The 20,791-nt window shown below is 53.8% G+C and carries 20 protein-coding genes and 1 pseudogene; 9 read left to right on the top strand and 12 right to left on the bottom strand.

Going from position 1 to position 20,791, the window contains the following annotated elements; genetic code table 11:
- Positions 1-2 precede the first annotated feature (2 nt).
- Positions 3-650, top strand: a complete 648-nt coding sequence (gene lipB / locus V6U78_RS08580; RefSeq protein WP_405339422.1) for a lipoyl(octanoyl) transferase LipB — start codon at positions 3-5, stop codon at positions 648-650.
- Here lipB and V6U78_RS08575 read toward each other — a convergent pair.
- Together V6U78_RS08575 and V6U78_RS08570 are read right to left on the bottom strand one after the other, a co-directional pair.
- Positions 647-1,351, bottom strand: coding sequence for a hypothetical protein (locus V6U78_RS08575; protein ID WP_405339420.1), 705 nt, complete (start codon positions 1,349-1,351; stop codon positions 647-649). The genes lipB and V6U78_RS08575 overlap by 4 nt on opposite strands.
- A 79-nt stretch (positions 1,352-1,430) precedes the next feature.
- Positions 1,431-1,706, bottom strand: coding sequence for a hypothetical protein (locus V6U78_RS08570; RefSeq protein ID WP_405339418.1), 276 nt, complete (start codon positions 1,704-1,706; stop codon positions 1,431-1,433).
- 173 nt (positions 1,707-1,879) lie between these two features.
- On the opposite strand from V6U78_RS08570, the gene gyrA reads away from it, so the two are divergent.
- On the top strand, positions 1,880-4,603 hold the full coding sequence (gene gyrA, locus V6U78_RS08565; protein ID WP_405339416.1) for a DNA gyrase subunit A: 2,724 nt from the start codon (positions 1,880-1,882) through the stop codon (positions 4,601-4,603).
- Positions 4,604-4,717: 114 nt separating this feature from the next.
- Here gyrA and V6U78_RS08560 read toward each other — a convergent pair whose 3' ends face one another.
- Entirely contained in the window at positions 4,718-5,017 is a 300-nt protein-coding gene (locus V6U78_RS08560; RefSeq protein ID WP_405339414.1) for a peptide-methionine (S)-S-oxide reductase, read from the bottom strand.
- A 43-nt stretch (positions 5,018-5,060) separates the two neighbouring features.
- Positions 5,061-5,309, bottom strand: a pseudogene (locus V6U78_RS08555) (peptide-methionine (S)-S-oxide reductase); the annotation flags it as partial.
- 58 nt (positions 5,310-5,367) lie between these two features.
- Between V6U78_RS08555 and V6U78_RS08550 the strand changes: the two are divergent.
- From V6U78_RS08550 to V6U78_RS08530, 5 genes are all read left to right on the top strand, one after another.
- Positions 5,368-6,375, top strand: a complete 1,008-nt coding sequence (locus V6U78_RS08550) for a methionine ABC transporter ATP-binding protein (RefSeq protein WP_405339412.1) — start codon at positions 5,368-5,370, stop codon at positions 6,373-6,375.
- Positions 6,375-7,049 carry a methionine ABC transporter permease gene (locus V6U78_RS08545; protein WP_452312089.1) on the top strand — a complete coding sequence of 225 codons (675 nt, stop codon included), beginning with the start codon at positions 6,375-6,377 and terminating at the stop codon, positions 7,047-7,049. The genes V6U78_RS08550 and V6U78_RS08545 overlap by 1 nt, the downstream gene beginning before the upstream one ends.
- A 113-nt stretch (positions 7,050-7,162) precedes the next feature.
- On the top strand, positions 7,163-7,933 hold the full coding sequence (locus V6U78_RS08540) for a MetQ/NlpA family ABC transporter substrate-binding protein (protein ID WP_405339410.1): 771 nt from the start codon (positions 7,163-7,165) through the stop codon (positions 7,931-7,933).
- Between the two features lie 152 nt (positions 7,934-8,085).
- Positions 8,086-9,036, top strand: a complete 951-nt coding sequence (locus tag V6U78_RS08535; protein WP_405339408.1) for an ABC transporter ATP-binding protein — start codon at positions 8,086-8,088, stop codon at positions 9,034-9,036.
- A gap of 53 nt (positions 9,037-9,089) precedes the next feature.
- On the top strand, positions 9,090-9,863 hold the full coding sequence (locus V6U78_RS08530; RefSeq protein WP_405339406.1) for an ABC transporter permease: 774 nt from the start codon (positions 9,090-9,092) through the stop codon (positions 9,861-9,863).
- A 79-nt stretch (positions 9,864-9,942) separates the two neighbouring features.
- Here the strand turns inward: V6U78_RS08530 and V6U78_RS08525 are convergent, their stop codons facing one another.
- On the bottom strand, positions 9,943-10,569 hold the full coding sequence (locus tag V6U78_RS08525) for a hypothetical protein (RefSeq protein WP_405339404.1): 627 nt from the start codon (positions 10,567-10,569) through the stop codon (positions 9,943-9,945).
- A gap of 126 nt (positions 10,570-10,695) precedes the next feature.
- Between V6U78_RS08525 and V6U78_RS08520 the strand changes: the two genes are divergently transcribed.
- Both V6U78_RS08520 and V6U78_RS08515 read left to right on the top strand, forming a co-directional pair.
- Positions 10,696-11,265 carry a nitroreductase family protein gene (locus tag V6U78_RS08520; RefSeq protein WP_405339402.1) on the top strand — a complete coding sequence of 190 codons (570 nt, stop codon included), beginning with the start codon at positions 10,696-10,698 and terminating at the stop codon, positions 11,263-11,265.
- Positions 11,266-11,757, top strand: coding sequence for a YiiD C-terminal domain-containing protein (locus tag V6U78_RS08515; protein ID WP_405339400.1), 492 nt, complete (start codon positions 11,266-11,268; stop codon positions 11,755-11,757).
- Here the strand turns inward: V6U78_RS08515 and V6U78_RS08510 are convergent.
- From V6U78_RS08510 to V6U78_RS08480, 7 genes are all read right to left on the bottom strand, one after another.
- On the bottom strand, positions 11,718-12,443 hold the full coding sequence (locus V6U78_RS08510) for an NAD-dependent deacylase (protein WP_405339398.1): 726 nt from the start codon (positions 12,441-12,443) through the stop codon (positions 11,718-11,720). The genes V6U78_RS08515 and V6U78_RS08510 overlap by 40 nt on opposite strands.
- Before the next feature lie 113 nt (positions 12,444-12,556).
- Positions 12,557-13,774 (bottom strand): BaiN/RdsA family NAD(P)/FAD-dependent oxidoreductase, encoded by a 1,218-nt coding sequence (locus tag V6U78_RS08505; protein ID WP_405339396.1) that lies wholly within the window; start codon positions 13,772-13,774, stop codon positions 12,557-12,559.
- A gap of 117 nt (positions 13,775-13,891) precedes the next feature.
- Positions 13,892-15,508: a methyl-accepting chemotaxis protein gene (locus tag V6U78_RS08500; RefSeq protein ID WP_405339395.1), complete on the bottom strand. Its 1,617-nt coding sequence runs from the start codon at positions 15,506-15,508 to the stop codon at positions 13,892-13,894.
- 228 nt (positions 15,509-15,736) lie between these two features.
- Complete coding sequence (locus V6U78_RS08495) at positions 15,737-17,509, bottom strand: proton-conducting transporter transmembrane domain-containing protein (RefSeq protein WP_405339393.1); 1,773 nt, start codon at positions 17,507-17,509, stop codon at positions 15,737-15,739.
- Entirely contained in the window at positions 17,506-19,005 is a 1,500-nt protein-coding gene (locus V6U78_RS08490) for a complex I subunit 5 family protein (protein WP_405339391.1), read from the bottom strand. The genes V6U78_RS08495 and V6U78_RS08490 overlap by 4 nt, the downstream gene beginning before the upstream one ends.
- On the bottom strand, positions 18,999-20,471 hold the full coding sequence (locus V6U78_RS08485) for a complex I subunit 5 family protein (RefSeq protein WP_405339389.1): 1,473 nt from the start codon (positions 20,469-20,471) through the stop codon (positions 18,999-19,001). The genes V6U78_RS08490 and V6U78_RS08485 overlap by 7 nt, the downstream gene beginning before the upstream one ends.
- Positions 20,468-20,785, bottom strand: a complete 318-nt coding sequence (locus V6U78_RS08480; RefSeq protein ID WP_405339387.1) for an NADH-quinone oxidoreductase subunit K — start codon at positions 20,783-20,785, stop codon at positions 20,468-20,470. The genes V6U78_RS08485 and V6U78_RS08480 overlap by 4 nt, the downstream gene beginning before the upstream one ends.
- Positions 20,786-20,791 lie beyond the last annotated feature (6 nt).

Below are 20,791 nucleotides of genomic sequence, written 5' to 3'. Positions count from 1 at the left end.
TCATGGTGGAATCTGCCTTGATCGAGCGTCATTTGGGGCGTCAGCCTTATACGCCAACTTGGGAGCGTATGCGGGCCTTTACAGAGCAGCGTACTGCCGATACAGCCGATGAGTTGTGGATTTTGGAGCATGACTCGGTGTTTACTCAGGGCTTGGCAGGCAAAGCAGAGCACCTGCTCAATCCGGGTGATATTCCTGTGGTGCAGGTGGATCGTGGTGGACAAGTGACCTGGCACGGTCCGGGGCAGCTGGTCATCTATCTGCTGCTGGATATCAAGCGTCTTCACTATGGCGTGCGCGATCTTGTTAATTTGATCGAGCAAAGCCTCGTGGCCTATTTGGCTGAGTTGGGGGTCGAGGCCTATGCGCGCCCTGATGCGCCCGGCGTGTATGTCGAGGGCGCAAAAATAGCGGCGCTTGGCTTGAAAGTGCGCCGTGGTTGCAGTTTTCATGGCCTGAGCTTGAATGTTGCGCCAGATTTAGAGCCTTTTGAGCGGATTAATCCCTGTGGCTATGCAGGCTTAAAGACAGCACGCCTTGCTGATTGGCGTCCTGATATCGACTTGGTCGCAGCGACCGAAGGGGTTGTGCAGCAGCTGGTGTCCCGTCTTGGACATACTCAGATACAGCGGCAGCAAGGTTGGTCCTAAATCCGCATCACCAGTAGCGTATAGCCAGCAGCGCCAAGGATGAATAAGCCGAAGCGCTGCAAGCTCTCTTCTTGTATTTCTTCCTTAAGCGTCAACAGGATCATCGCACCAGCCAAAATGGAGAGGAGCAAGGCAAGAAACACCCAGTTGATGGGAAGCAGCGTTGCGCTCATCCAGCCTAGCAAGCAAAAAGCGGCAAAGCTGATTTGCGCGATGCGTGTGTTGCCGGCAGAAAAAGAAGGGGCGAGCAGATGATGAATCAGGAAAAAATGCAAAGCCATGGCAAGGCTGAACAAAAAAGTCGAGCGCGTGCCACCTAGGGCATAGTGGGCGGGAAGCAAATATCCAATGATAAAGTTATAAAGGCTGTAGATGCCAAGGAGCAGATGGGCGCGTTGTACGCGTATCCAAGATGTGTGCTGGCGGCTGCTGCGATCTAAGCCAAGAAATAAAATCAGTCCGATTAAGGCGAGCAGAAACCCATGATGTTGCCAGCGTGCAGCCATCTGGCGCGCTGTTTCGGTTAAGAGATGATCGCTGTAGGTGAGTTTTGGTAGCAGCTGTAAAAAGACATAGCTAACTGAAACACCACCTGCTACAGGGGCCAGCCAGCCTGCGCGATGCGAGTGTTGCAGCAGCCACGGGCTGATGAGATGCGTCAGCAATAAAACGCTGAGTCCAAGCACAGAAGCGAATGACACGACGCCTCTCCTCGTCTTTGAGTCCTTGTCCTCGATCGCGGTTCAGGCGACAGGGTCTATCGCCTTGGCCGCGCTCGTCTTAATACAGTGCTTTGCTTTCTTCCACCACTTCTTTGAGTAGATCCAAAAACAAGGTGTCTGCCAGCGTACGTTCTTTGGGGTCCTCAGAAATTTTAACCAGTGTTTCGCTGCTGATGTCTTCAGCAACCTTATCGAGCATCTTATGATCGCCATAGTGACGCTGGGCTATCTCGAGTGTTTTTTCGAGCGTGCCGGGCTCCAGTAGGAGCTTTTTCAGAAACTGCCTGAGTTCAGAAAGAGCGCGGGCTTTGTCAATTTCACTTGAGCTGCTCATCGACAGACTCCTTTTTTGTGGGGGTGGATTCAGTAGTATAGAAAGCAAAGACTCTATGTTCTTCATCTTACTGGATTTCGATCAACTGAAACAGTCTCCTGTGCGATGACCTGAGCGCGACAAAAGGGTATAATCGGCACCATCTCTATTTAACCTCAGAAGGACGAAGATGCATGGCTGAAATCGCAAAAGAGATCCATCCAGTCAATATTGAGGATGAACTCAAGCAATCCTATTTAGACTATGCGATGAGCGTCATCATCGGACGCGCCCTGCCAGACGTGCGTGACGGTCTCAAGCCTGTGCACCGGCGTGTGCTCTTCGCCATGCACGAGCTCAAAAACGATTGGAACAAACCCTATAAAAAGTCGGCCCGTGTGGTCGGTGATGTGATCGGTAAATATCACCCTCACGGTGATTCTGCTGTTTACGACACCATCGTCAGGATGGCTCAGCCTTTTTCCTTGCGTTATCTACTGGTCGATGGTCAGGGTAACTTCGGTTCGGTTGATGGTGATTCCGCTGCGGCGATGCGTTACACCGAAATCCGCATGACCAAAATGAGTCACGAGCTGCTGGCGGATTTAGAAAAAGAAACCGTGGACTATGTCGATAACTATGACGGCACAGAGAAGATCCCTGCAGTGCTGCCAACACGTGTTCCGAATCTGCTGATTAATGGCTCTGCTGGGATCGCGGTCGGTATGGCCACCAACATTCCGCCACACAACTTGGGTGAGGTGGTCGATGGCTGCTTGGCCTTGATTGATGAGCCAGAACTCACCATTGATCAGTTGATGGAATATATCCCTGGCCCTGACTTCCCCACTGGCGCGATTATTAATGGTCGTGCCGGCATCGTCGAAGCCTACCGCACTGGGCGCGGTCGGATTTATATGCGTGCTAAGCACCATATTGAGACGATTGGCAATCGTGAGGCCTTGGTCTTTACTGAGATTCCTTATCAGCTCAATAAGGCGCGCTTGATTGAGCGCATAGCAGAGCTGGTCAAAGAGAAGAAGATCGAAGGTATCGCCGAGCTGCGCGATGAGTCAGACAAAGAGGGCATGCGCATCGTGGTCGAGGTCAAAAAAGGCGAATCGCCTGAAGTCCTCGCCAACAACCTGTTTACCCAAACGGCCTTGCAGAATGTTTTTGGCATTAATATCGTCGCCTTAAAAGACGGTCAGCCGATGCTGCTGAATTTAAAGCAGCTGCTCGAAGCCTTTGTTCGTCACCGCCAAGAAGTGGTCACACGACGTACTGTGTTTGAGCTGCGCAAAGCCAAAGAGCGAGGCCACCTGTTGGAAGGTCTGGCGATTGCGCTGAGCAATATCGATCCAGTGATTGCCCTGATCAAGGCTTCACCTTCTGCGGCCGAGGCCAAGGCTGCTTTGCTGGCGCAAGCTTGGGTGCCCGGACAGGTGGTGCAGATGCTGGAAAAAGCCGGTGCTACGGCCTGCCAGCCAGATGACCTGCCAGAAGGCTTGGGTTTGAGCGAGCAGCAGGATCAATATCGTCTTTCTCCAGCGCAAGCTCAGGCGATACTCGACCTGCGTCTGCATCGCCTGACGGGCATGGAGCATGAAAAGCTGCTGGCTGAATACCAAGAGCTGTTAGTCAAGATTGCTGAGTATCTGGCGATTCTGGCTGATCCAGCCTTATTGATGCAGGTGATCCGTGAAGAGCTGCAGCAGGTTCGCGCTGAATATGCCGATCCGCGTCGCAGTGAGATCATTGCCAGCCGCCAAGATTTCTCGATGGAAGATCTGATCGCCGAAGAAGAGCGAGTGGTCACCGTCTCCCGCTCCGGTTATGCCAAGTCTCAACCTTTGAGTGACTATCGTGCCCAGCGTCGGGGTGGTCGCGGCAAGTCAGCCACCGCGATGAAGGATGAGGATGTGATCGAGCATCTGCTGGTGACTTCTAGCCATGATACGGTGTTGCTCTTCTCGACTCGTGGCAAGGTCTACTGGCTCAAGGTCTACGATATTCCTTCTGGTACGCGTGGATCGCGTGGTCGTCCGCTGGTCAACCTGTTGCCCCTAGAAGAAGGCGAGTGGATCACCACCATTTTGCCGGTGCGTGAATACCGTGAAGATCATTTTATTTTTATGGCGACTTCACGCGGAACCGTCAAGAAAACCAGCCTGGATCAATTCTCGCGTCAGCGTTCTAGTGGCCTGATTGCGCTGGATCTGGATGAAGGCGATCGTTTGGTTGGCGCGGCGATTACACAAGGTGAAGACCATGTGCTGCTCTTGACCAGTGCGGGCAAAGCCATTCGCTTTGAAGAAAGCCAAGTACGTGCGATGGGCCGGACTGCTCGGGGTGTCCGGGGCGTGCGTTTGCCTGATGAGGCTGAAGTGATCAGCCTGATCATTCCTCGATCCACCTGGGTGGAGGCGGAGGAAGGTGATCAAGAAGGTGAAGCTGAAACGATCACTGAGACGCAAACCAGCCAGGTGGATGCCCAGCAGCAGGATGCGCGTCCGATTTATATTTTGACGGCATCGCAAAATGGTTATGGTAAGCGCACCCGTCTTGAAGCCTTCCCTCTCAGAGGGCGCGGGGGTCAAGGTGTGATTGCGATGCAATGCAGTGAGCGTAACGGCGCTTTGGTCTCGGCGATTCAGGTCGAAGATGGTGAGGAAATGATGCTGATCACCGATCGCGGTACGCTAGTACGCACGCGGGTTGATGAAGTGTCGATTACCTCGCGCAATACTCAGGGTGTGAAGCTGATCAGCTTGAGTGATGATGAGCAGCTGTGTGGTACTGTCCGTGTACAGGATGTAGATGAAGACGAGGCCGAGCTGGAAGAAGATGCAGCAGCCACCTCGGATGTGAGCGATGCACCAGCAGCCGATAGCGCAGCAGAGGCGATTGACGACTAGTCGTGTTTCTTGTGCCTTGAGCAGCACAATAGCAGGGAGCCATGATCAGGCTCCCTTGCTCTTGTTGGGTTCTTGTTTGGCTTGTCGGTTGCTGAAGCTGTGTCTTGCTGACTGCTACTGGCGCTGAAGAAAAGCACGCACTGCCTCAACCTTGGGCTGGGCCACGGCTTGAATATAGGGCTGTTGTGGGTGGCGGGCAGCATAGCCTTGGTGCTCGATTTCTGCTGGGAAAAAACCTGCAAAAGGCTCAAGCTGCGTGACAATGGGTTGTGCAAAGGCGGGCAGGGCATTCAGCTGGTCTATGTAGGCGCGTAACTGCTGCTCTTCGGCCGTGTGACGATAAAAGATCGCTGATCGGTATTGCGGTCCACGGTCTGCCCCCCTGACGTTGCCACTGGGTCGGGTCGTGGGCAAGACTGAAAAATACACGCAGCAGGGCTTCACGGCTGATCTGGTTGGGCAAAAAGGTGATCTGAAGTGTCTCGGCATGCTGAGTCTGGCCGCGGCACACCTGCTCATAGGTGGCAGTTTCTGCCGTGCCACCGCAGTAACCACTCACCAGCTTCAGGTTAGCATCAAGCTGCGCAAAGACGGCTTCTACACACCAGAAGCAGCCGCCTGCAAGATAGAGTTGGTCTTCTTGTGGTACCTCAGCCAAGGGTGGCGCAAGAGGAAAATCTTCCGGTGGAATAAAACCTTGGGGCATGAGCGGATCTCCTCGTTCAGGCTCTCTTTTTTAGATGACTCATAAGGTTAGACTGAGCGTGATTCAATTTCAAAATATTCATAAAACCTATCTGGTGAAAGGGCAGGCGATCACTGCGCTGCATCCTTGCCAGCTATCGATCCCGCGCGGTCAGATTTATGGTTTGATCGGCCATTCCGGAGCAGGCAAGAGTACCCTGTTACGCTTAATTAATCGCCTGGAAACACCCAGTGGCGGTCAGCTCTGGGTCGATGGTGTCGATGTCACGCAGCTGGATGCGGCTGGGCTGCGTCAGTTCCGCCAAGGCGTCGGGATGATCTTCCAGCATTTTAATCTGCTGAGCTCACAAACTGTCGCCGATAACATTGCCATGCCGCTGCGCTTGGCAGGTCAGCATAGCGCTAAGGAAATCGAGGCGAAGGTTGCCCAGCTATTGCGCCGGGTAGGCTTGGAAGATCACGCTAAAAAATATCCAGCCCAGCTTTCTGGTGGACAAAAGCAGCGTGTGGGCATCGCACGGGCCTTATCGACCGACCCCAAAATTCTGCTCTGTGATGAGGCCACCAGTGCACTCGATCCAGAAACCACGCAGCAGGTGCTGGATTTGCTGCTCGAAATCAACCAAGAGCTGAAACTGACACTGGTGTTGATCACGCACGAGATGGAAGTGGTGCGCAAGGTGGCGGATCGCGTTGCTGTGATGGACAAGGGGCATATTGTTGAAGAAGGCCCCGTGGCGCAGGTTTTCTTGCATCCGCAACATCCTACGACGCGGCGTTTTGTTTATGAGGCTGAGCAGCTGGATGAGCAGGCGCTGATCGAAGATTTCTCCAAGGTAGAAGGGCAGGTCTATCGTCTGACCTTTCAAGGGGAGGCAACCTATCAGCCACTGCTGGCGCAGATAGCCAAAGAAACCCAGGCTGATTTTACCTTGCTCTCCGGGCGGATAGATCGTATTAAATCTACGCCCTACGGCCAGCTATTGGTGGCTTTTCATGGTGGTAATGCCCAGCAGGTGCTGGAAAAACTACAACAGGCTGATGTGACGCTGGAGGCGATGAACTAATGGAGCAACTGGCGGCGTTAATGAGTAATGTAGATTGGTATGATTTAAGCTGGGCCACGGGTGAAACGCTAGTGATGCTGGGTGGCTCGCTGCTTTTTACTCTGGTATTTGGCTTGCCTTTGGGGATTATCTTGTTTTTAACAGGCCCCAAGCAGCTGTTTGAGAACAAGCCCTTGTATGCCGTACTGTCTTTAGTCACCAATATTTTGCGTTCTTTGCCCTTTATCATTTTGATTATTGTGATGATTCCGCTCACCGTGATGCTGGTTGGAACATCGCTGGGTGTCTGGGGTGCGATTCCTCCTTTGGTTGTGGGTGCCACGCCCTTTTTTGCGCGTCTTGTAGAAACAGCGCTGCGCGAGGTGGATCGGGGGATTATTGAAGCCACGCAGGCGATGGGCGCCACCACGCGCCAGATTATTTTCTATGCCTTGCTGCCTGAAGCTCGCCCCGGCATTATTGCTGCGATTACCGTCACGGCGATTACCTTGGTGTCTTATACAGCGATGGCTGGGGTGGTCGGTGCGGGTGGCCTTGGTGATCTGGCGATTCGCTTTGGTTATCAGCGCTTCCAAACCGATGTGATGGTGATTACCGTGGTCCTGTTGCTGCTATTGGTGCAGTTGATCCAAACCCTTGGTGATCGTTTGGTAGTGCGCTATTCGCGTCGTTAATCTATGCCGCCCTGTTGCAAGAGCGGTGAATAGCCTACTCTTGTGCTGGGTTTTTAGTTAGAATCAAACCATTGGTGTTTTTATCTCGTTGATCTCATAGAAGAGGATGTCCTGTGAAGAAAGTTCTGGCCACTTTTTTAGCCCTTGCGGCTTTTAGTTTACAAGCTGAAACCCTGCGTGTTGCCGCAACAGCCGTTCCCCATGCTGAAATTTTAGAGCACCTGCGTCCTGCTATGGCGGAGCAGGGCATACATCTTGAAGTGCGTGTGTTTACCGATTATGTCCAACCGAATACTCAGGTGAATGAAGGGCGCTTGGATGCCAACTTTTTCCAGCATCTGCCCTATCTGGAAAACTTTAATGCCAGCCGTAACACCCAGCTCGTCAGCCTTGCCGGTGTTCACGTAGAGCCTTTTGGTGCCTATTCAGTGCGCTACACCAGCTTAGAGGATTTACCCCAGCGCGCGCAGATAGCTGTGCCTAATGATGCCACCAATGGTGGTCGTGCCTTGCTGTTGCTGCAAGAGGCGGGATTGATTCGCCTGAATCCAGAAGCCGGCATTACGGCCACGCCACGCGATATTATCGATAATCCCAAGCGCTTGCGTTTTCGTGAGTTGGAAGCCGCGACACTGCCACGCGTGTTGAATCAGGTGGATTTGGCGTTGATCAATACCAACTATGCGCTGGAAGCGGGTTTGAATCCGGCAGCTGATGCGATCGTCATTGAAGGTGCGGAATCTCCCTATGTGAACATCCTGGTTGTGCATCGTGATCGCGCTGAAGATCCTGCACTGCAAGTGCTGGTCAATACCTTGAAAAGTGAAACTTCGCGCCAATTTATAGAAGAGCGTTATCAGGGTGCGGTGGTTCCTGCGTTTTAATTCTTTTTTGCTCTCTCCGCTGTGAACCTGACCTGAATCCACCTGCTTTCGTGGGTGGATTCCCCTCCTCTGAACCGCCTCCTTGTCCCTTGCCGTCCTTGTGAGGGCCGGACTTTTGAAAAAGCCAGAGCCATTAAGAGCAAGAGAAATCTATGCAAGCATTATCCATTCAGGGTTTAACGAAAACCTATCAAAACGGGCATCAAGCACTTAAAGGGATAGATTTGAGTGTCGCGGAAGGTGATTTTTTTGCGCTACTGGGGCCCAACGGTGCCGGTAAGTCGACGACGCTGGGTATCGTCTGCTCTTTGGTGCGCAAAACAGCAGGACAGGTCAAGCTGTTTGGTATTGATATTGATGAAAACTTCGCCGAAGCCAAGCGCATGATTGGCGTGGTGCCGCAAGAGTTTAACTTTGGTGTATTTGAGAAAATTGAAGATATCGTGCTGACTTCAGCAGGCTACCATGGGTTGACTCCAGCTGAGGCCCAGCCGCGCTGTGATCAGCTGTTGAAGGATCTTGGTTTGTGGGAGAAGCGTCATCAACAGGCGCGCATGCTCTCCGGTGGGATGAAACGCCGTCTGATGATTGCCCGTGCGCTGGTGCACCAGCCTCGTCTCTTGATCCTTGATGAACCCACGGCAGGTGTGGATATCGAGTTGCGTCGGTCGATGTGGGGCTTTATGCAGGAGATCAACCGCCAGGGGACCACGATCATTTTGACCACCCATTATTTGGAAGAAGCAGAAAGCCTGTGCCGCAATATTGCGATTATTGATCAAGGCGAGATCGTCAAAAACACCAGTATGAAGAATCTCCTCGGTGAGCTGAATCGTGAGACTTTTATGCTCGATCTGAGTCAGCCGCTGGCTGAGTGCCCAGATCTGGATGGGTTTGCGCTGCGTTTGCTTGATCAACGTTGTTTAGAAGTGGTGGTCGAGAAAGGCCAGAGCCTGAATCAGCTCTTTCGCCAGTTGGATCAGCAGGGTTTAGAGATTGTTAGTCTACGCAATAAAGCCAATCGTCTTGAAGAGCTTTTTGTTGCACTGGTTGAGAAAACACCAGCCAGCGATTTTCGTGCGGCTCAGGCTCAGCCGGCTTAACCTGTGTTCCCCGCTTTATCTGTCCGCGCGCTATCCCTTCTGAGGAGAAGTCAGTGAATATCAGTTTGTACCGTGTTGCTTTTTTAACGATTCTGCGCAAAGAAATTCGGCGTTTTACCCGTATTTGGCCGCAAACCTTGCTGCCACCAGCCATCACGATGACGCTCTACTTTGTGATTTTTGGTAGCTTGATTGGTAGTCGTATTGGTGAGATGGGTGGGTTCACCTATATGCAGTTTATTATGCCGGGTTTGATCATGATGTCGGTGATCACCAATAGCTATTCGAATGTGGTCTCGTCATTTTTCAGCAGCAAGTTTCAGCACTCGATTGAAGAGCTGCTGGTCTCGCCTGTGCCCAGCTGGGTGATCCTGACTGGCTATGTGCTTGGTGGCGTGGCCAGAGGCCTGATTGTCGGGTTGGTCGTGACCATTTTGGCGCTGTTTTTCACTGATCTACAAGTGCATCACCTTGGTTTGACGCTGCTGGTGGTCTTTTTAACTGCCGTACTTTTTGCACTTGGCGGTTTTATTAATGCGCTTTTTGCGCGCAGCTTTGATGATATTGCGATCATCCCCACCTTTGTGCTGACGCCACTGACTTATTTAGGTGGTGTTTTCTACTCAATCCATTTGCTGCCTGATTTCTGGCAGGGCGTGTCCTTATTGAACCCGATCCTCTATATGGTCAATACCTTCCGTTATGGGATTTTGGGCGTTTCAGATATCAACCCTTGGGCCGCACTGAGTGCAATTAGCTTGTTTATTGTGGTGTTTTTTAGTTTGGCGCTGTATCTGCTTGAAAAAGGCCGTGGCATACGCCATTAAGATTCAAGCTGACAGGTTGAGCAAGAGCGGCGGGAGGCAGCGGCAGTGTTGATCAACACCGCGCCTTCCGCGCTCAGCATTATTTTTTAGTATCGAGCAGTTCGCTTTCCAGATCAGAGAAGTCAAAGTCATCTTGGCTATCGAGAATGGCCTGCAAGGTATCATCAGGTAGCTCAGTGTCATCAGCCTCAATCTCGGCGCTGGTGGTTTCTATCTCATCCAGCCCCAGCTCATCCAGCTCGATGGCGTCATCGATTTCAGCGTCAAAATCACTGCCCAGTACTGAATCGATCTGATCTTGAGTGATAATATCGTCTGACTCAGGTGCGCTGGGTGGCGGCATGCTTATGCTGGGTTCGACGGGAGCCATGGCAGGTGCGCTTTTTCGTGCCGAGCCCAGTTGCAGGCCTAGGCAGTCAGCGAGGTTATCCAGTAGCTGCAGTTGTTCCTCGCAGAGACCTTGACTGGCTGGCGCATAATCCTCGATATCGGCATAGCCTTGCTGCAAGCGGTTGAGCAGGCGTTCCGCTTGATCCAGGTTGATCTGGGGTTCAGCGTCAGAGGAAAGGGCACTGGGTGCTGCTGCTTTGAACACCGCGAGTTCCTTCATCAAGCGCCAGTTCTTGAGGCTTTGATAGATGGCTGTCCCCAAGAGCAGAATACCCAGCTGGGCAACCAGTAAAACCGCGAGTGGAGATAACACCATGAGTCTCAGTCCTTAATTGAACAAAAAGAGGAAAGCGCATCCGCGCATCCAGGCTTCAAGAGTAAGCCGCAGTCCGCCGCGCTGCAAGTCAGCGATGATGACACAATGCACATCAGGAGTGAATGTATGCAAGCTTTAGAACTGTTACTTAAGCGTAACTCCCATCCTCGGCTCTTGTCTCCTGCTCCCGAGGGAGAGGCTATGGCGCAGATGTATCAGGCCGCTTTGCGTGCGCCAGATCATGCAAGTTTAACACCTTGGCGCTTTATTGAGTTTCGAGGATCGGCTTTGCTCAGTCTGGGCGAGATTTTTGTTCAGGCGCAGTTGGCACAAGATCCTGCTACACCAGAGGCTGATCTCGATAAAATCCAGCGTATGCCGCAGCGTGCGCCATTGGTGATTGCCGTGGTGGCGGCCTGTCAGGTGCATCCAAAGGTGCCAGAGATCGAACAGCAGCTTTCAGCAGGCTGTGCAGCACATGGGCTTTTACTGGCGGCAGAAGCCTTGGGTTTTGCTGGGTTGTGGCGCAGCGGCTGGTTGTGTTTTGATCCACTGGTCAAAGAGCGTCTTGGTTTGACTGAGCAGGAATCTTTGGTGGGTTTTCTCTACCTCGGGACACCGCAAGGGCGACGTAAGGTTTTGCCGGAGCGTCATGTGGCTGATTTTGTGCAGCAGTGGCCGCAACAGGAGGCTTAAATGTCGACGAGTGATCCTATGGCGAGCCTGCCGGTGATGGATGCCACTTTTCTTGAGCAGCTGCATCAGCAGATTCCTCTGACGCAGGCGATGGGCATTCAGCAATTAGGCTGGGAGGCATCAGCGACATCGCCTTGTTTAACAATGCATTTGGCATTAGCGCCACTGGTGAATGATAAGGGCACGGCTTTTGGTGGTGGTGTCGTGGGTCTGGCAACGCTTTTAGGCTGGTGTTGGACGCGTCTGATGTGGGAGAGTAAACAGCCCTGCGTCCCAGTGGTGGTCAAAAGTGCACAGCAGACTTATCTGGCGCCGATTGAGGGGGATTTCACGCTACGGGCGCAGCCGTTGCACGATGATTGGGTTGAGACGCTCGACCCGCAGCAAAGCGCCCGCCCAGGTGTTGAGCTGGTGATCGAAGCCTGGCAGGGCGAGCATTGTTGTTTTCGCTTTCAGGGCGTGTATCGCGTGCTGGCTGCTTCAAGGAGCTGAGTCAGATACACAGGCAGTTCTTCCGAGGCAGGACCATAAAGGCCAAGATCCCAATCCTTGCGCGTGGGAGCAAGGTTGACTTCTACCTTCCATGCCTGTTGCGCTTCTTCCATCAGCCCGGCGGCAGGATAAACCTGCCCTGAGGTGCCAATGGAGATAAACACATCCGCCTGCTGCGCTGCGCTCAAGCAGGCATCGAAGTGATAGGGCATTTCACCAAACCAGACAATATCGGGTCTTAGTTGTTGTGCCGGCCGACAGCAAGGGCAGAGATCACCGAGCTGAAGCGGGCCTGTCCATGGATGAGACTGGCGACTCAAGGGGCAGAGGGCACTCTGCAGTTGTCCATGCAGGCAGATCAGGCGTTCACTACCGGCGCGCTGATGGAGGTTATCGACATTCTGGGTGATCAGGGTGAATTCACCACCCAAAGCACACCACTGCTGCTCAAAATCTGCCAAGGCCAGATGGGCTGCATTGGGGTGCAGACCAGGATCAAGCAGCTGCGCCCGACGCTGATTATAAAAATCAAGAACCAATTGCGGATTGCGCTGAAACCCAGCAGGGCTGGCGACATCTTCAATGCGATGCGCTTCCCACAGTCCTTGTTGATCGCGAAAGGTGGCGATGCCTGATTCAGCTGAAATACCAGCCCCAGTGAGCACAACGACTTTTTGTGGCGACATGCAGGCTCCAAGGTGATGTAGAAGATGATGAGTCGGTCTTACCGAGTCTGCCGCAGAGGTTGGATGAGATGTTTGATGCGCATCAGGGCCTTGTATTTTAAGCAGATTGTGTTTTAAAAACTACGTCCGCAGGCCACAGCAGAAGCCCAGGCCCATTGGAAGTTAAATCCACCCAGCTGGCCGGTGACATCTAATACCTCGCCAATAAAGCGCACAGCTTCCAGCCCTTGAACGGCAAAGTTTTGTGAAGAAATCTGTTCAGTCGCGACGCCCCCTAGCGTGACCTCAGCCGTGCGATAGCCTTCACTGCCTGCTGGCTTGAACACCCAGTTTTGCAAGTGATTGGCGAGTTGATCGATCCGTTCATTCGACAAGTCGGCAAGGCGGGCCGGAAGGGGGTCATGATGGAGGGTGATCTCCTCGTAGAGCGTGGCCGCCAGACGCTTGGGCAGATGGCGTCCTAACCAGGCGGCTAAGCCTGCCTTAGCGGCTTGTTGGCGTTCTTGGCGTAGAGCAGTGCTGACACAAAGATCCGGCAGCCAGTTAATGCTGACTTCCTGTCCTTCTTGCCAGAAGTTGGATACTTGTAGCACGGCCGGTCCAGAGAGTCCGCGATGCGTCAGCAAGAGATCATCGGTGAAGGTGTGGCCGCCTGCATGGATGGCCACAGGACAACTGAGGCCAGAGAGGGGCGCAAACAGATGTTTGTGCTCAGGATGCAGGGTTAAAGGCACGAGCCCTGCACGGGTTGGCAGGACTTCGAGCCCAAACTGGCGTGCCAACGTATAGCCAATACCTGTGGCCCCCATGGTCGGGATCGAGAGCCCACCGGTTGCAATCACTAAGGCTCCAGCATCAATCTGGCCCAGCGAAGTGTGCAGCAGCACGCCATCAGCACGCGGTTGGACGGCTTCGAGTTGGGTACGCAGATGCAGCTGTGCCCCCGACCATTCAAGCTCAGTCAGCAGCACACGCTGGATTTCTTTACTCGATTCTGCACAGAACAGCTGGCCTGGATTCTTCTCGACATACTCAACACCGTGGCGTTCCACCAGTTCAACAAAGTCCTGTGGGGTATAGCGTTTCAGGGCGGATTTACAAAAATGAGGATTGCGGCTGAGATAGTGTGCCGGTGTGGTATTGAGATTGGTGAAATTGCAGCGGCCGCCACCTGACATCAGCACCTTGCCTGCTGGCTTTTTAGCGTGATCGATGACCAGCACGCGTGCACCTTGATAGCCAGCTGTGGCTGCACACATCAGGCCGGCGGCACCGGCCCCCAGAACGACGACATCTGCCGTCAAAGAGGAAGAAACAGACTGGGAGGGCATCCATCAACACCTAGTTGCTTAATGAGCTTGGCCAATGAGCTCGATTGCGAGCCCAAAAAGGCGTGCTAGTGTAGCAGTTTGATGAATTTTCTCCAGTCTGTTGTCAGCGGTTTGCTCTTACAGTTGGAAACGCTGTGTTTCTTCCAGCAGGGTCTCCGAGGTACGGCTGAGTTGCTTGGCCGTTGTGAAGTTAGTTTGCAGTGCCATCTGATTGTCATCCGCCATTTGATTCATTTTGGCCATCTGGGTATGAATGCTCTCAGTGGCAAGGGATTGTTGCTCGGCGGTTGTGGCAATTTGCTGACTCAGATCGGCAATACTGAACAGGGTTTCTAGCAGGCTGTTTAACTCTTCGAGTGTGGCCTGAGCTTGTTCGAGAGTGCTTTCCGTTGCGCTACGACTGGCTGTCATTCTTTGATCGGCTGCACTGGTTTGTGACAAGACCTCTTCGATCACCTGCTCAATTTCGCTGGTACTGGCGGCAGAGCGACTGGCGAGCAGACGGACTTCATCGGCAACAACAGCAAAGCCACGTCCTTGTTCACCCGCGCGTGCGGCCTCAATGGCGGCATTCAGGGCGAGGAGATTGGTTTGTTCTGCAATTGAGCGAATGGTATGAATGATTTGAGTAATATTTTCTGAATTGGCCTGGAGTTGCTGTAGGGTGCGACTGGTGTGCTCAATATGCTGCTGCAAAGAGTGGGCTGTATCGACGGTTTTTTCGAGCCTCGCTTGACTGGCTTGAGCTTTTTCCTGCGTGCTATGAATCGCTTGCGCTGTATTGAGAATGCGTTGTGCAACTTCTTGGCTGGAGAGGTGCATTTGCTCTATTGCACTGGCTGAGGTGTGGGTGGATTGGGTTTGCTCTTCACCACGCTGCATACAATCATTGGACTGATCAAAAACCACCTGAGCGGAATGGGCCACCTGATGCGCATGATTTTGGACGGCTTCAATCAGACTTTTAAGCTGGGTTTGCATGCTGTTGAGATAGGCCAAGAGGCTATGGCGACAGTTGACATCATAGCGGATAGGGCGGGTCAGGTTACCCTGCGCGATCTGGTTAGCGGCTTCAACAGCGTAGCGTAGATCGCCACCCAGAGCTTGGTGGATGCGGCGCAAAACGGAATAGCCTATTGCAGCCAGCAGCAATAAAGACAACACAAAGATACTGGCAGAAAAGAGGGCCGCCCGCCATGAAGCCTGTTGAACGACTTGGTAGACGGCCTCACCCTGTGCACTTTGCCAAGCCAGACGATCGAGTAAAGGGTGGCGAAAGGCTTGCCAGCGTCGCGATTCATCAGGAAAGACTCGGGCGATAGCGTCACGATCGGCCTGACGAGCGGTGTGCATCAACTGATCCGCCCAGTTCAGCCATTCGTTCTGCAGCTGGATTAATTCGCGCACGGCCTGAGGCTCAGCAATCAAGCCGGCTTGATCCAATGTCTGGAGATGCGTGACGGTGGCTTGAATTTCTTCTTGTGCGCGCTGGAAACTGATATCTGGTTGCGGGCTGGCTGGATTATTGGTTTTGGATAAAACCGCAAGGCGCAGGCCAAGCGATTCATAAAAGAGGCGCGTCATCTGGCGTTCGACTTCGCTGTCTTGTTGCACATAGTCTTCAAACAGGCTCAAGCTGGATTTCATTAAGGCAAAGGTTGTGCCTGTGGCGAGCAGCAGAAGGAGAGTGGCGGCGCTAATCAGTTGAATCAGAGACAAACGAATATTGATCATAGGCATCCTGCACACAGAAGTCGGTCTTGGTGACAAGAGAGGACTTTTCTCTTGATGGCCCTAGTCTGCACTGGCTGGTTGATCGCTAGGTGCATTGACTAGGGGCAAAAGATTAGCAGTCTTCTTCTGTGATGAGGATGATATAAGACAAGCTTTGTCTTGTTTACAGGCGATGCTACCGACCTTGCCAACTGATTCGGCAGCATCGCTGGAGGAGAGGAGACGGGTTCAGGAGACCGCTCCGAGCAAGAAATACAGGCTGGCAAGCAGCGCGCAGCCACAAAGAAACAACAAAGCCATGTTCTGGCGTAACCTCTCTTCAAGCCGCGCCAGTCTGTTGGTATCTTGCCGTTGGGCAGCAGTCTGTTTGATCCAGTCCACCAAGCGCTGGATCAGAGTGAACTCTGTTGAGCGCCAAGGTGCCAGTGCCTGCCCAATACGCCGCGCCAGCCAGCTGAGCGGCAGGAGGAGATCTCCGGGTGGCCATTCAGGCCCTCCTTGGGGCAGTAGCTTGATGACCAGTAGGGCCAAGAGTAAAGCAAGCAGCGGAACCCAGGCCAGTTCGAGCCAACCCTTGAAATCAGGCCAGAGCAGCGCTGCGCCGCCAGGAGCGGTGAACCACCAAGGCAAGGTGAGCGCAGCCAGCATCAGGCCCAGCCAAGCGAGCTGCTGACTTAAGGGTGGGCGATGTGGCTGCGCGGGCATCAAGGCCCAGAGGCGGAATAGATAGCGCAGCATTAATAAGCTTGTGCCACCGGCACCTAAGGTGAGCCACATCACCAGCTGCGACATCTCTTGTGCATAAAGTCCTTGCTTGAGCATCCATTTGGTGACCAAGCCGCTGGTCAGCAGACCAGTTAAGGCCAGAGGGGGCAAGAGCGTCAGCAGTAGAAACAGGGTCAGCGGCCAGCGCGGTGGTTTTTCAGCCAGTCCTACGGCCAGAAACAGTGCTCCCTTATTGAGCCCGTGATGGGCGACAAACAGCAATAAGGCGGGCAGCGCCAGTGGCCATAGAGCTGGCTCAATCAAGCTGGCCCCCAGCACACTGATCATCATTCCCATCTGGCTGATGCTGGAATAGGCAAGGACAGCCTTAGGATGGCTTTGGAGCAGGCCGGGCAAGACAGCGCCGAGCATGCTGATCAGTCCTGCCACTAAAAAGATCTGTCCCCATACTGGCCAGCTGACCTGTCCCAGCGGCAGGAGCAGACACCAGCCGAGGAGTCCGGCTTTGATCATCGCACCAGACAGTACGGCACTGGCAGGTGTGGGTGCGACAGGATGGGCTAAAGGCAGCCAGAGGTGCAGCAGAGGTAAGCCAGCCTTGACACCAAAGCCAAGCAGCAGGCAGTTGAGGATCCATATCGATGGCTCCGAGGTCATCAAGCTGGCCGCTGCTGGCCCCATTTGTGGCGCGGCGGCCTGTTGGCTGAGGCCGATCAGTGCGGCCAGCATCGCGGCCTCTCCCAATAAAGCCATAGCAAGATAAACCCGACCAGCATATAAAGCGCTGGCCTTGCGAGAATCGATCACCAGGCCATAGGCGGCAAAGGTCATCAAGGCAAAACCCAAATAAAAGCTGGCGATATCCTCAGCAATAATCAGCAGCAGATTGCCGCTGAGCGTGAGGAGCCATAAGGCCGCAAAGCCCATCTTGTCAGATGCGGGTTGATCTGGCCGCGCTGGATGGGTGGCTGCGGCAAAGTAGCCTCGTGCATAGAGCCCCGCCATCAGCCACAGCAGAGCCGTTGTCACCAGAAAAACCTGACGTACTTCATCGAGCCACCAGAGGCTGCCTAGCAGTAGAAAGGGCAGATGCAAGGAGGTCAAGGCAGGATCGGCTGGCATCAAGAGCGCCAGAGCGAGAGCAGGTAAGGGCGCGCTGATCCAGAGCCAGTTCAACGCGGCCCAGCGCTGCCCAAAGGCCATCATCAGTAAATAACCGCCGGCCAAAACCAGAGGCCATAGCGGGGTGAGCAGCAGTAACGCAGACGCCATCATGGTAGATACTCCCGCTGAATGATCAGCTCCACCCAAGCCAAGGGGCTGAGGGCTGAAGCGGCAAAAAGACCCGCCAAAAGACTGAGGGTGGCGGTCACGACGGGGGGAATCAATAACCACGCACTGGTATCCCAGCGTCCAAGCTGTCTTTCATGCGGCCAGCTCTGAGTTTGGGGTTTAAACCAGATACGATACAGCAAGGGTAAAAAGTAAGCGGCATTCAACAGGCTGCTTGCCAAGAGAACAGGAATGACCCAATAGGCCTGGATGGCGACAGCCCCGCTGGCCAGATACCACTTGCTGATAAAACCAGCTAAAGGCGGTAGGCCAATCATGCCCAGCGCGCCCAGCGTAAAGCACAGACTGGTGGCGGGCATGCGCTGTCCTGCTCCATCGAGTTGATCAATACGATGAATGCCAAGTGTTTCGGCATAGTTGCCAGCGCAGAAGAACAGCGTGACCTTCATCAAGCCTTGATGCAGCAGATGGACCAGGCCACCCAAGGTGCCCAAAGGCCCAAACAGGCTAATTCCCAGCGCAATATAAGAGACTTGACTGACGGTTGAGAAGGCCAAGCGTTTTTTGATATCGGTTTGGCTGAGGGCACGAATGGAGCCATATAAAATAGTGAAGGCTGCGGCCAAACCAAGCGGAAGCAGCAGCCCAAGCTCCCAGCTCAGCGTAATACCATAGACATCATAGACTACCCGCACGATGCCAAAGGCCCCGGCCTTAACGACCGCAACGGCATGAAGCAGAGCGCTGACGGGAGCGGGTGCGACCATCGCCTGAGGCAGCCAGCCATGCAAAGGTACCATCGCGGCTTTCACGGCCAAACCCAGCATCAGCAGCAGGAAAATACCTTGCAATAGATGAGGCTGCTCTTCTGCCAAGGCGACCAGTGCGTCCTTTTCAGCAAAGGGAACAGCACCGACAAGGCTATGCAGTGCCAAGACGCCCATCAGCAGCACCAAGCCGCCTGCCAGGGTGTATTGCAAATACAGGCGTCCGGCTCGCAGCGCCGCCGGTGTGCCCTTGTGCACCACCAGAGGATAGGTCGAGAGCGTCAGCAGTTCATAAAAGATCACAAAGGTGAACAGGTTACCCGCAAAGGCAATACCGAGAGTGGAAGCCACGCAAAGACTAAAAAAGCCAAAGAAGCGGCGACGGTTCGGTGTATGTTCAAGATAGCCGATGGCATAGATGGTGGTGAAGAGCCAAAGAACAGAAGACAGGCCAGCAAACAGCACGCCTAGCGCATCGGCGCGCAGCACAAAATCAACATCCTGCATCAGCGGAAACTGGGTAATAAACTCTTCGCCGTGACTGACGCCGATCAGAATCAGCACCATCAGCAGAATTTTAAATAAGGCTGCCGCTAGGTTCACACTGGTGCGCAGTCGGCTACTGTGCTCTGGAATCCAAAAGATCAGCGCTGCGGCAATCAAAGAGGTTGAGAGGACCGCCAGTGGCAGCCAAAAATGAAGATCTAGCATAGCGAGCCTCCCAGGCAAGAGGATTGCATCCAGGTCATCGGCCAGTAGGAAGCCAGACCTAAAGCCAGTGCCCCTAAGGCCAGTAGCAGAGCAGAGAGATCGAGCCAGGTCGATGGATGGCGGAAATGATCACTCTCATTGGGCTCTTCAGTGAAGCAGTAATGAAAGACTTTGAAAACATACAGTGCACTCAGCAGGCTGCCGACCAGTAAAATGGCGATCCACCACCCCTGACCGCTGATCAAGGCGCTTTGTAGCATCAGCCACTTGGCGGTGAAGCCGCCGCTGGGGGGTAATCCCATCAAACTGACGCCAGCCAAGCCAAAACCCAATAATGAGAAGGGCAGATGACGTCCCACGCCATGTAAGCCTTTGAGTTCACCCTGTCCCATCGCCAGAACCAGATTGCCCGCCGCAAGGAACATCGCGGCTTTAGCCAGTCCGTGCGCCAGAAGCTGCATCCACATTCCCTCCCACGCAAGAGAAGCCGCGAGCTGACTGGTCGCACCAAAAATTAACGGAAAGGCCAGCATTAAATAGCCAAGCTGTGCCACGGTGGAATAGGCCACCAGAGGTTTGAGCTGCTCCTGACGCCAAGCCATCCAGCCACCCCAGAGAATGGCGCCTGCGCCTAAGGCTCCTAGTCCTTGGCCTAACCCATAGAGTAAGGTCTCCTCGCTGGCTTGCGGCCATGCCAGATCGATCCACAGGCGCACCAGAATCACAAAGGAGGCCTTGGCGACGAGCCCGGAGAGCAGTGCACTGACAGGAGGTAGCGCACGGGCATGGGCGGGTGGAAGCCAACTATGGAGCGGAAAGATCGCTGTTTTGAGCAGCAAGCCCAGCGTCATGCAGGCCAGTGCCATCCAAGTGAGAGGATTGAGTGTGAATGCTTGGCTCAGCAGGTGGAGATCGAGTGTGCCATAAGCACCATAGAGCAACCCAACGCCCAATAGATAAGCCAAGGAACCCAATAAAGCGGCATAGAGATAGCGCAGGCTGGCACCCAGTGCTTCTTTTTGTCCGGTCAGGGCGATCAGCCCGACTGAACTCAGGCCCAGTAATTCGAGGCCAACATAGAGATTAAACAGATCGCCCGACAGCCAGACCACATTCAGGCCAGACCAGCAAAAAGCAAAAAGTGGCCAGAAATAGACCTGCGCGCGTGGATACTCGATCAGATAACGACTGGCATGCAGCGCAGAGAAGCTCATCACTATCCACGTCAGCCAGAGTAGCAGGTGGGTCACGCCCTCCATGCGCAATGCAATGCCCAGTGGTGGTGCCCAACCTCCTAAGAACACCACTTGCCCCCAGCCTTCAGCCGAAATAGCGAGCAGCACAGCGCCTTGAAGCAGCACAAACAGCAGGGCCAGTTTCTCTGCCCAAGAGCGCGGGGTGAGCAAGCCCAAGAGCGCCCAAACGAGAGGAAGCATCACCAGCCAGGGCATCAGATGGTTACTCATGATGTCTCCTTCTTGGGTGATGTGTCTTCGGTCAAGGTGACCTGTCCTGTCAGGTGATACCAGCGTCTGACCAAGACCAGCGCCAAGGCGGTGGCGGCCACGGCAACTACGATGCCGGTTAAAACCAGCGCTTGAGGAACGGCATCGACATCAGAGGTATATTGGGCGAATCCAACCATCACTAAAAAGCAGCCACTGCCCATCAGATTAAAGGCCATCAGGCGGCGCAGTAGATGAGCGTGTAACACAAATCCTAGCAATCCAAGCAAGACCAAAAGTCCGCCAGTTAAGGTATAAAGCAGCAGGCTCGGCATGGCTGT

Origin of the sequence: Marinospirillum alkalitolerans (assembly GCF_045055655.1) — a bacterium.
GTDB classification, from domain to species: Bacteria; Pseudomonadota; Gammaproteobacteria; order Pseudomonadales; family Halomonadaceae; genus Marinospirillum; species Marinospirillum alkalitolerans.
Note: the sequence above shows the minus strand (reverse complement) of the source record. Positions and strands in the feature narration are given on the sequence as shown.

What these genes read in the sequence shown, in the direction of transcription:
- V6U78_RS08485 (WP_405339389.1), bottom strand. Translation starts at nt 20,471, where the DNA reads ATGAGTAACCATCTGATGCCCTGGCTGGTGATGCTTCCTCTCGTTTGG.
- V6U78_RS08515 (WP_405339400.1), top strand. Translation starts at nt 11,266, where the DNA reads ATGTCGACGAGTGATCCTATGGCGAGCCTGCCGGTGATGGATGCCACT.
- V6U78_RS08495 (WP_405339393.1), bottom strand. Translation starts at nt 17,509, where the DNA reads ATGATGGCGTCTGCGTTACTGCTGCTCACCCCGCTATGGCCTCTGGTT.
- gyrA (WP_405339416.1), top strand. Translation starts at nt 1,880, where the DNA reads ATGGCTGAAATCGCAAAAGAGATCCATCCAGTCAATATTGAGGATGAA.
- V6U78_RS08535 (WP_405339408.1), top strand. Translation starts at nt 8,086, where the DNA reads ATGCAAGCATTATCCATTCAGGGTTTAACGAAAACCTATCAAAACGGG.
- V6U78_RS08525 (WP_405339404.1), bottom strand. Translation starts at nt 10,569, where the DNA reads ATGGTGTTATCTCCACTCGCGGTTTTACTGGTTGCCCAGCTGGGTATT.
- V6U78_RS08500 (WP_405339395.1), bottom strand. Translation starts at nt 15,508, where the DNA reads ATGATCAATATTCGTTTGTCTCTGATTCAACTGATTAGCGCCGCCACT.
- V6U78_RS08520 (WP_405339402.1), top strand. Translation starts at nt 10,696, where the DNA reads ATGCAAGCTTTAGAACTGTTACTTAAGCGTAACTCCCATCCTCGGCTC.
- V6U78_RS08505 (WP_405339396.1), bottom strand. Translation starts at nt 13,774, where the DNA reads ATGCCCTCCCAGTCTGTTTCTTCCTCTTTGACGGCAGATGTCGTCGTT.
- V6U78_RS08510 (WP_405339398.1), bottom strand. Translation starts at nt 12,443, where the DNA reads ATGTCGCCACAAAAAGTCGTTGTGCTCACTGGGGCTGGTATTTCAGCT.
- V6U78_RS08545 (WP_452312089.1), top strand. Translation starts at nt 6,375, where the DNA reads ATGGAGCAACTGGCGGCGTTAATGAGTAATGTAGATTGGTATGATTTA.
- lipB (WP_405339422.1), top strand. Translation starts at nt 3, where the DNA reads ATGGTGGAATCTGCCTTGATCGAGCGTCATTTGGGGCGTCAGCCTTAT.
- V6U78_RS08570 (WP_405339418.1), bottom strand. Translation starts at nt 1,706, where the DNA reads ATGAGCAGCTCAAGTGAAATTGACAAAGCCCGCGCTCTTTCTGAACTC.
- V6U78_RS08490 (WP_405339391.1), bottom strand. Translation starts at nt 19,005, where the DNA reads ATGCTAGATCTTCATTTTTGGCTGCCACTGGCGGTCCTCTCAACCTCT.
- V6U78_RS08480 (WP_405339387.1), bottom strand. Translation starts at nt 20,785, where the DNA reads ATGCCGAGCCTGCTGCTTTATACCTTAACTGGCGGACTTTTGGTCTTG.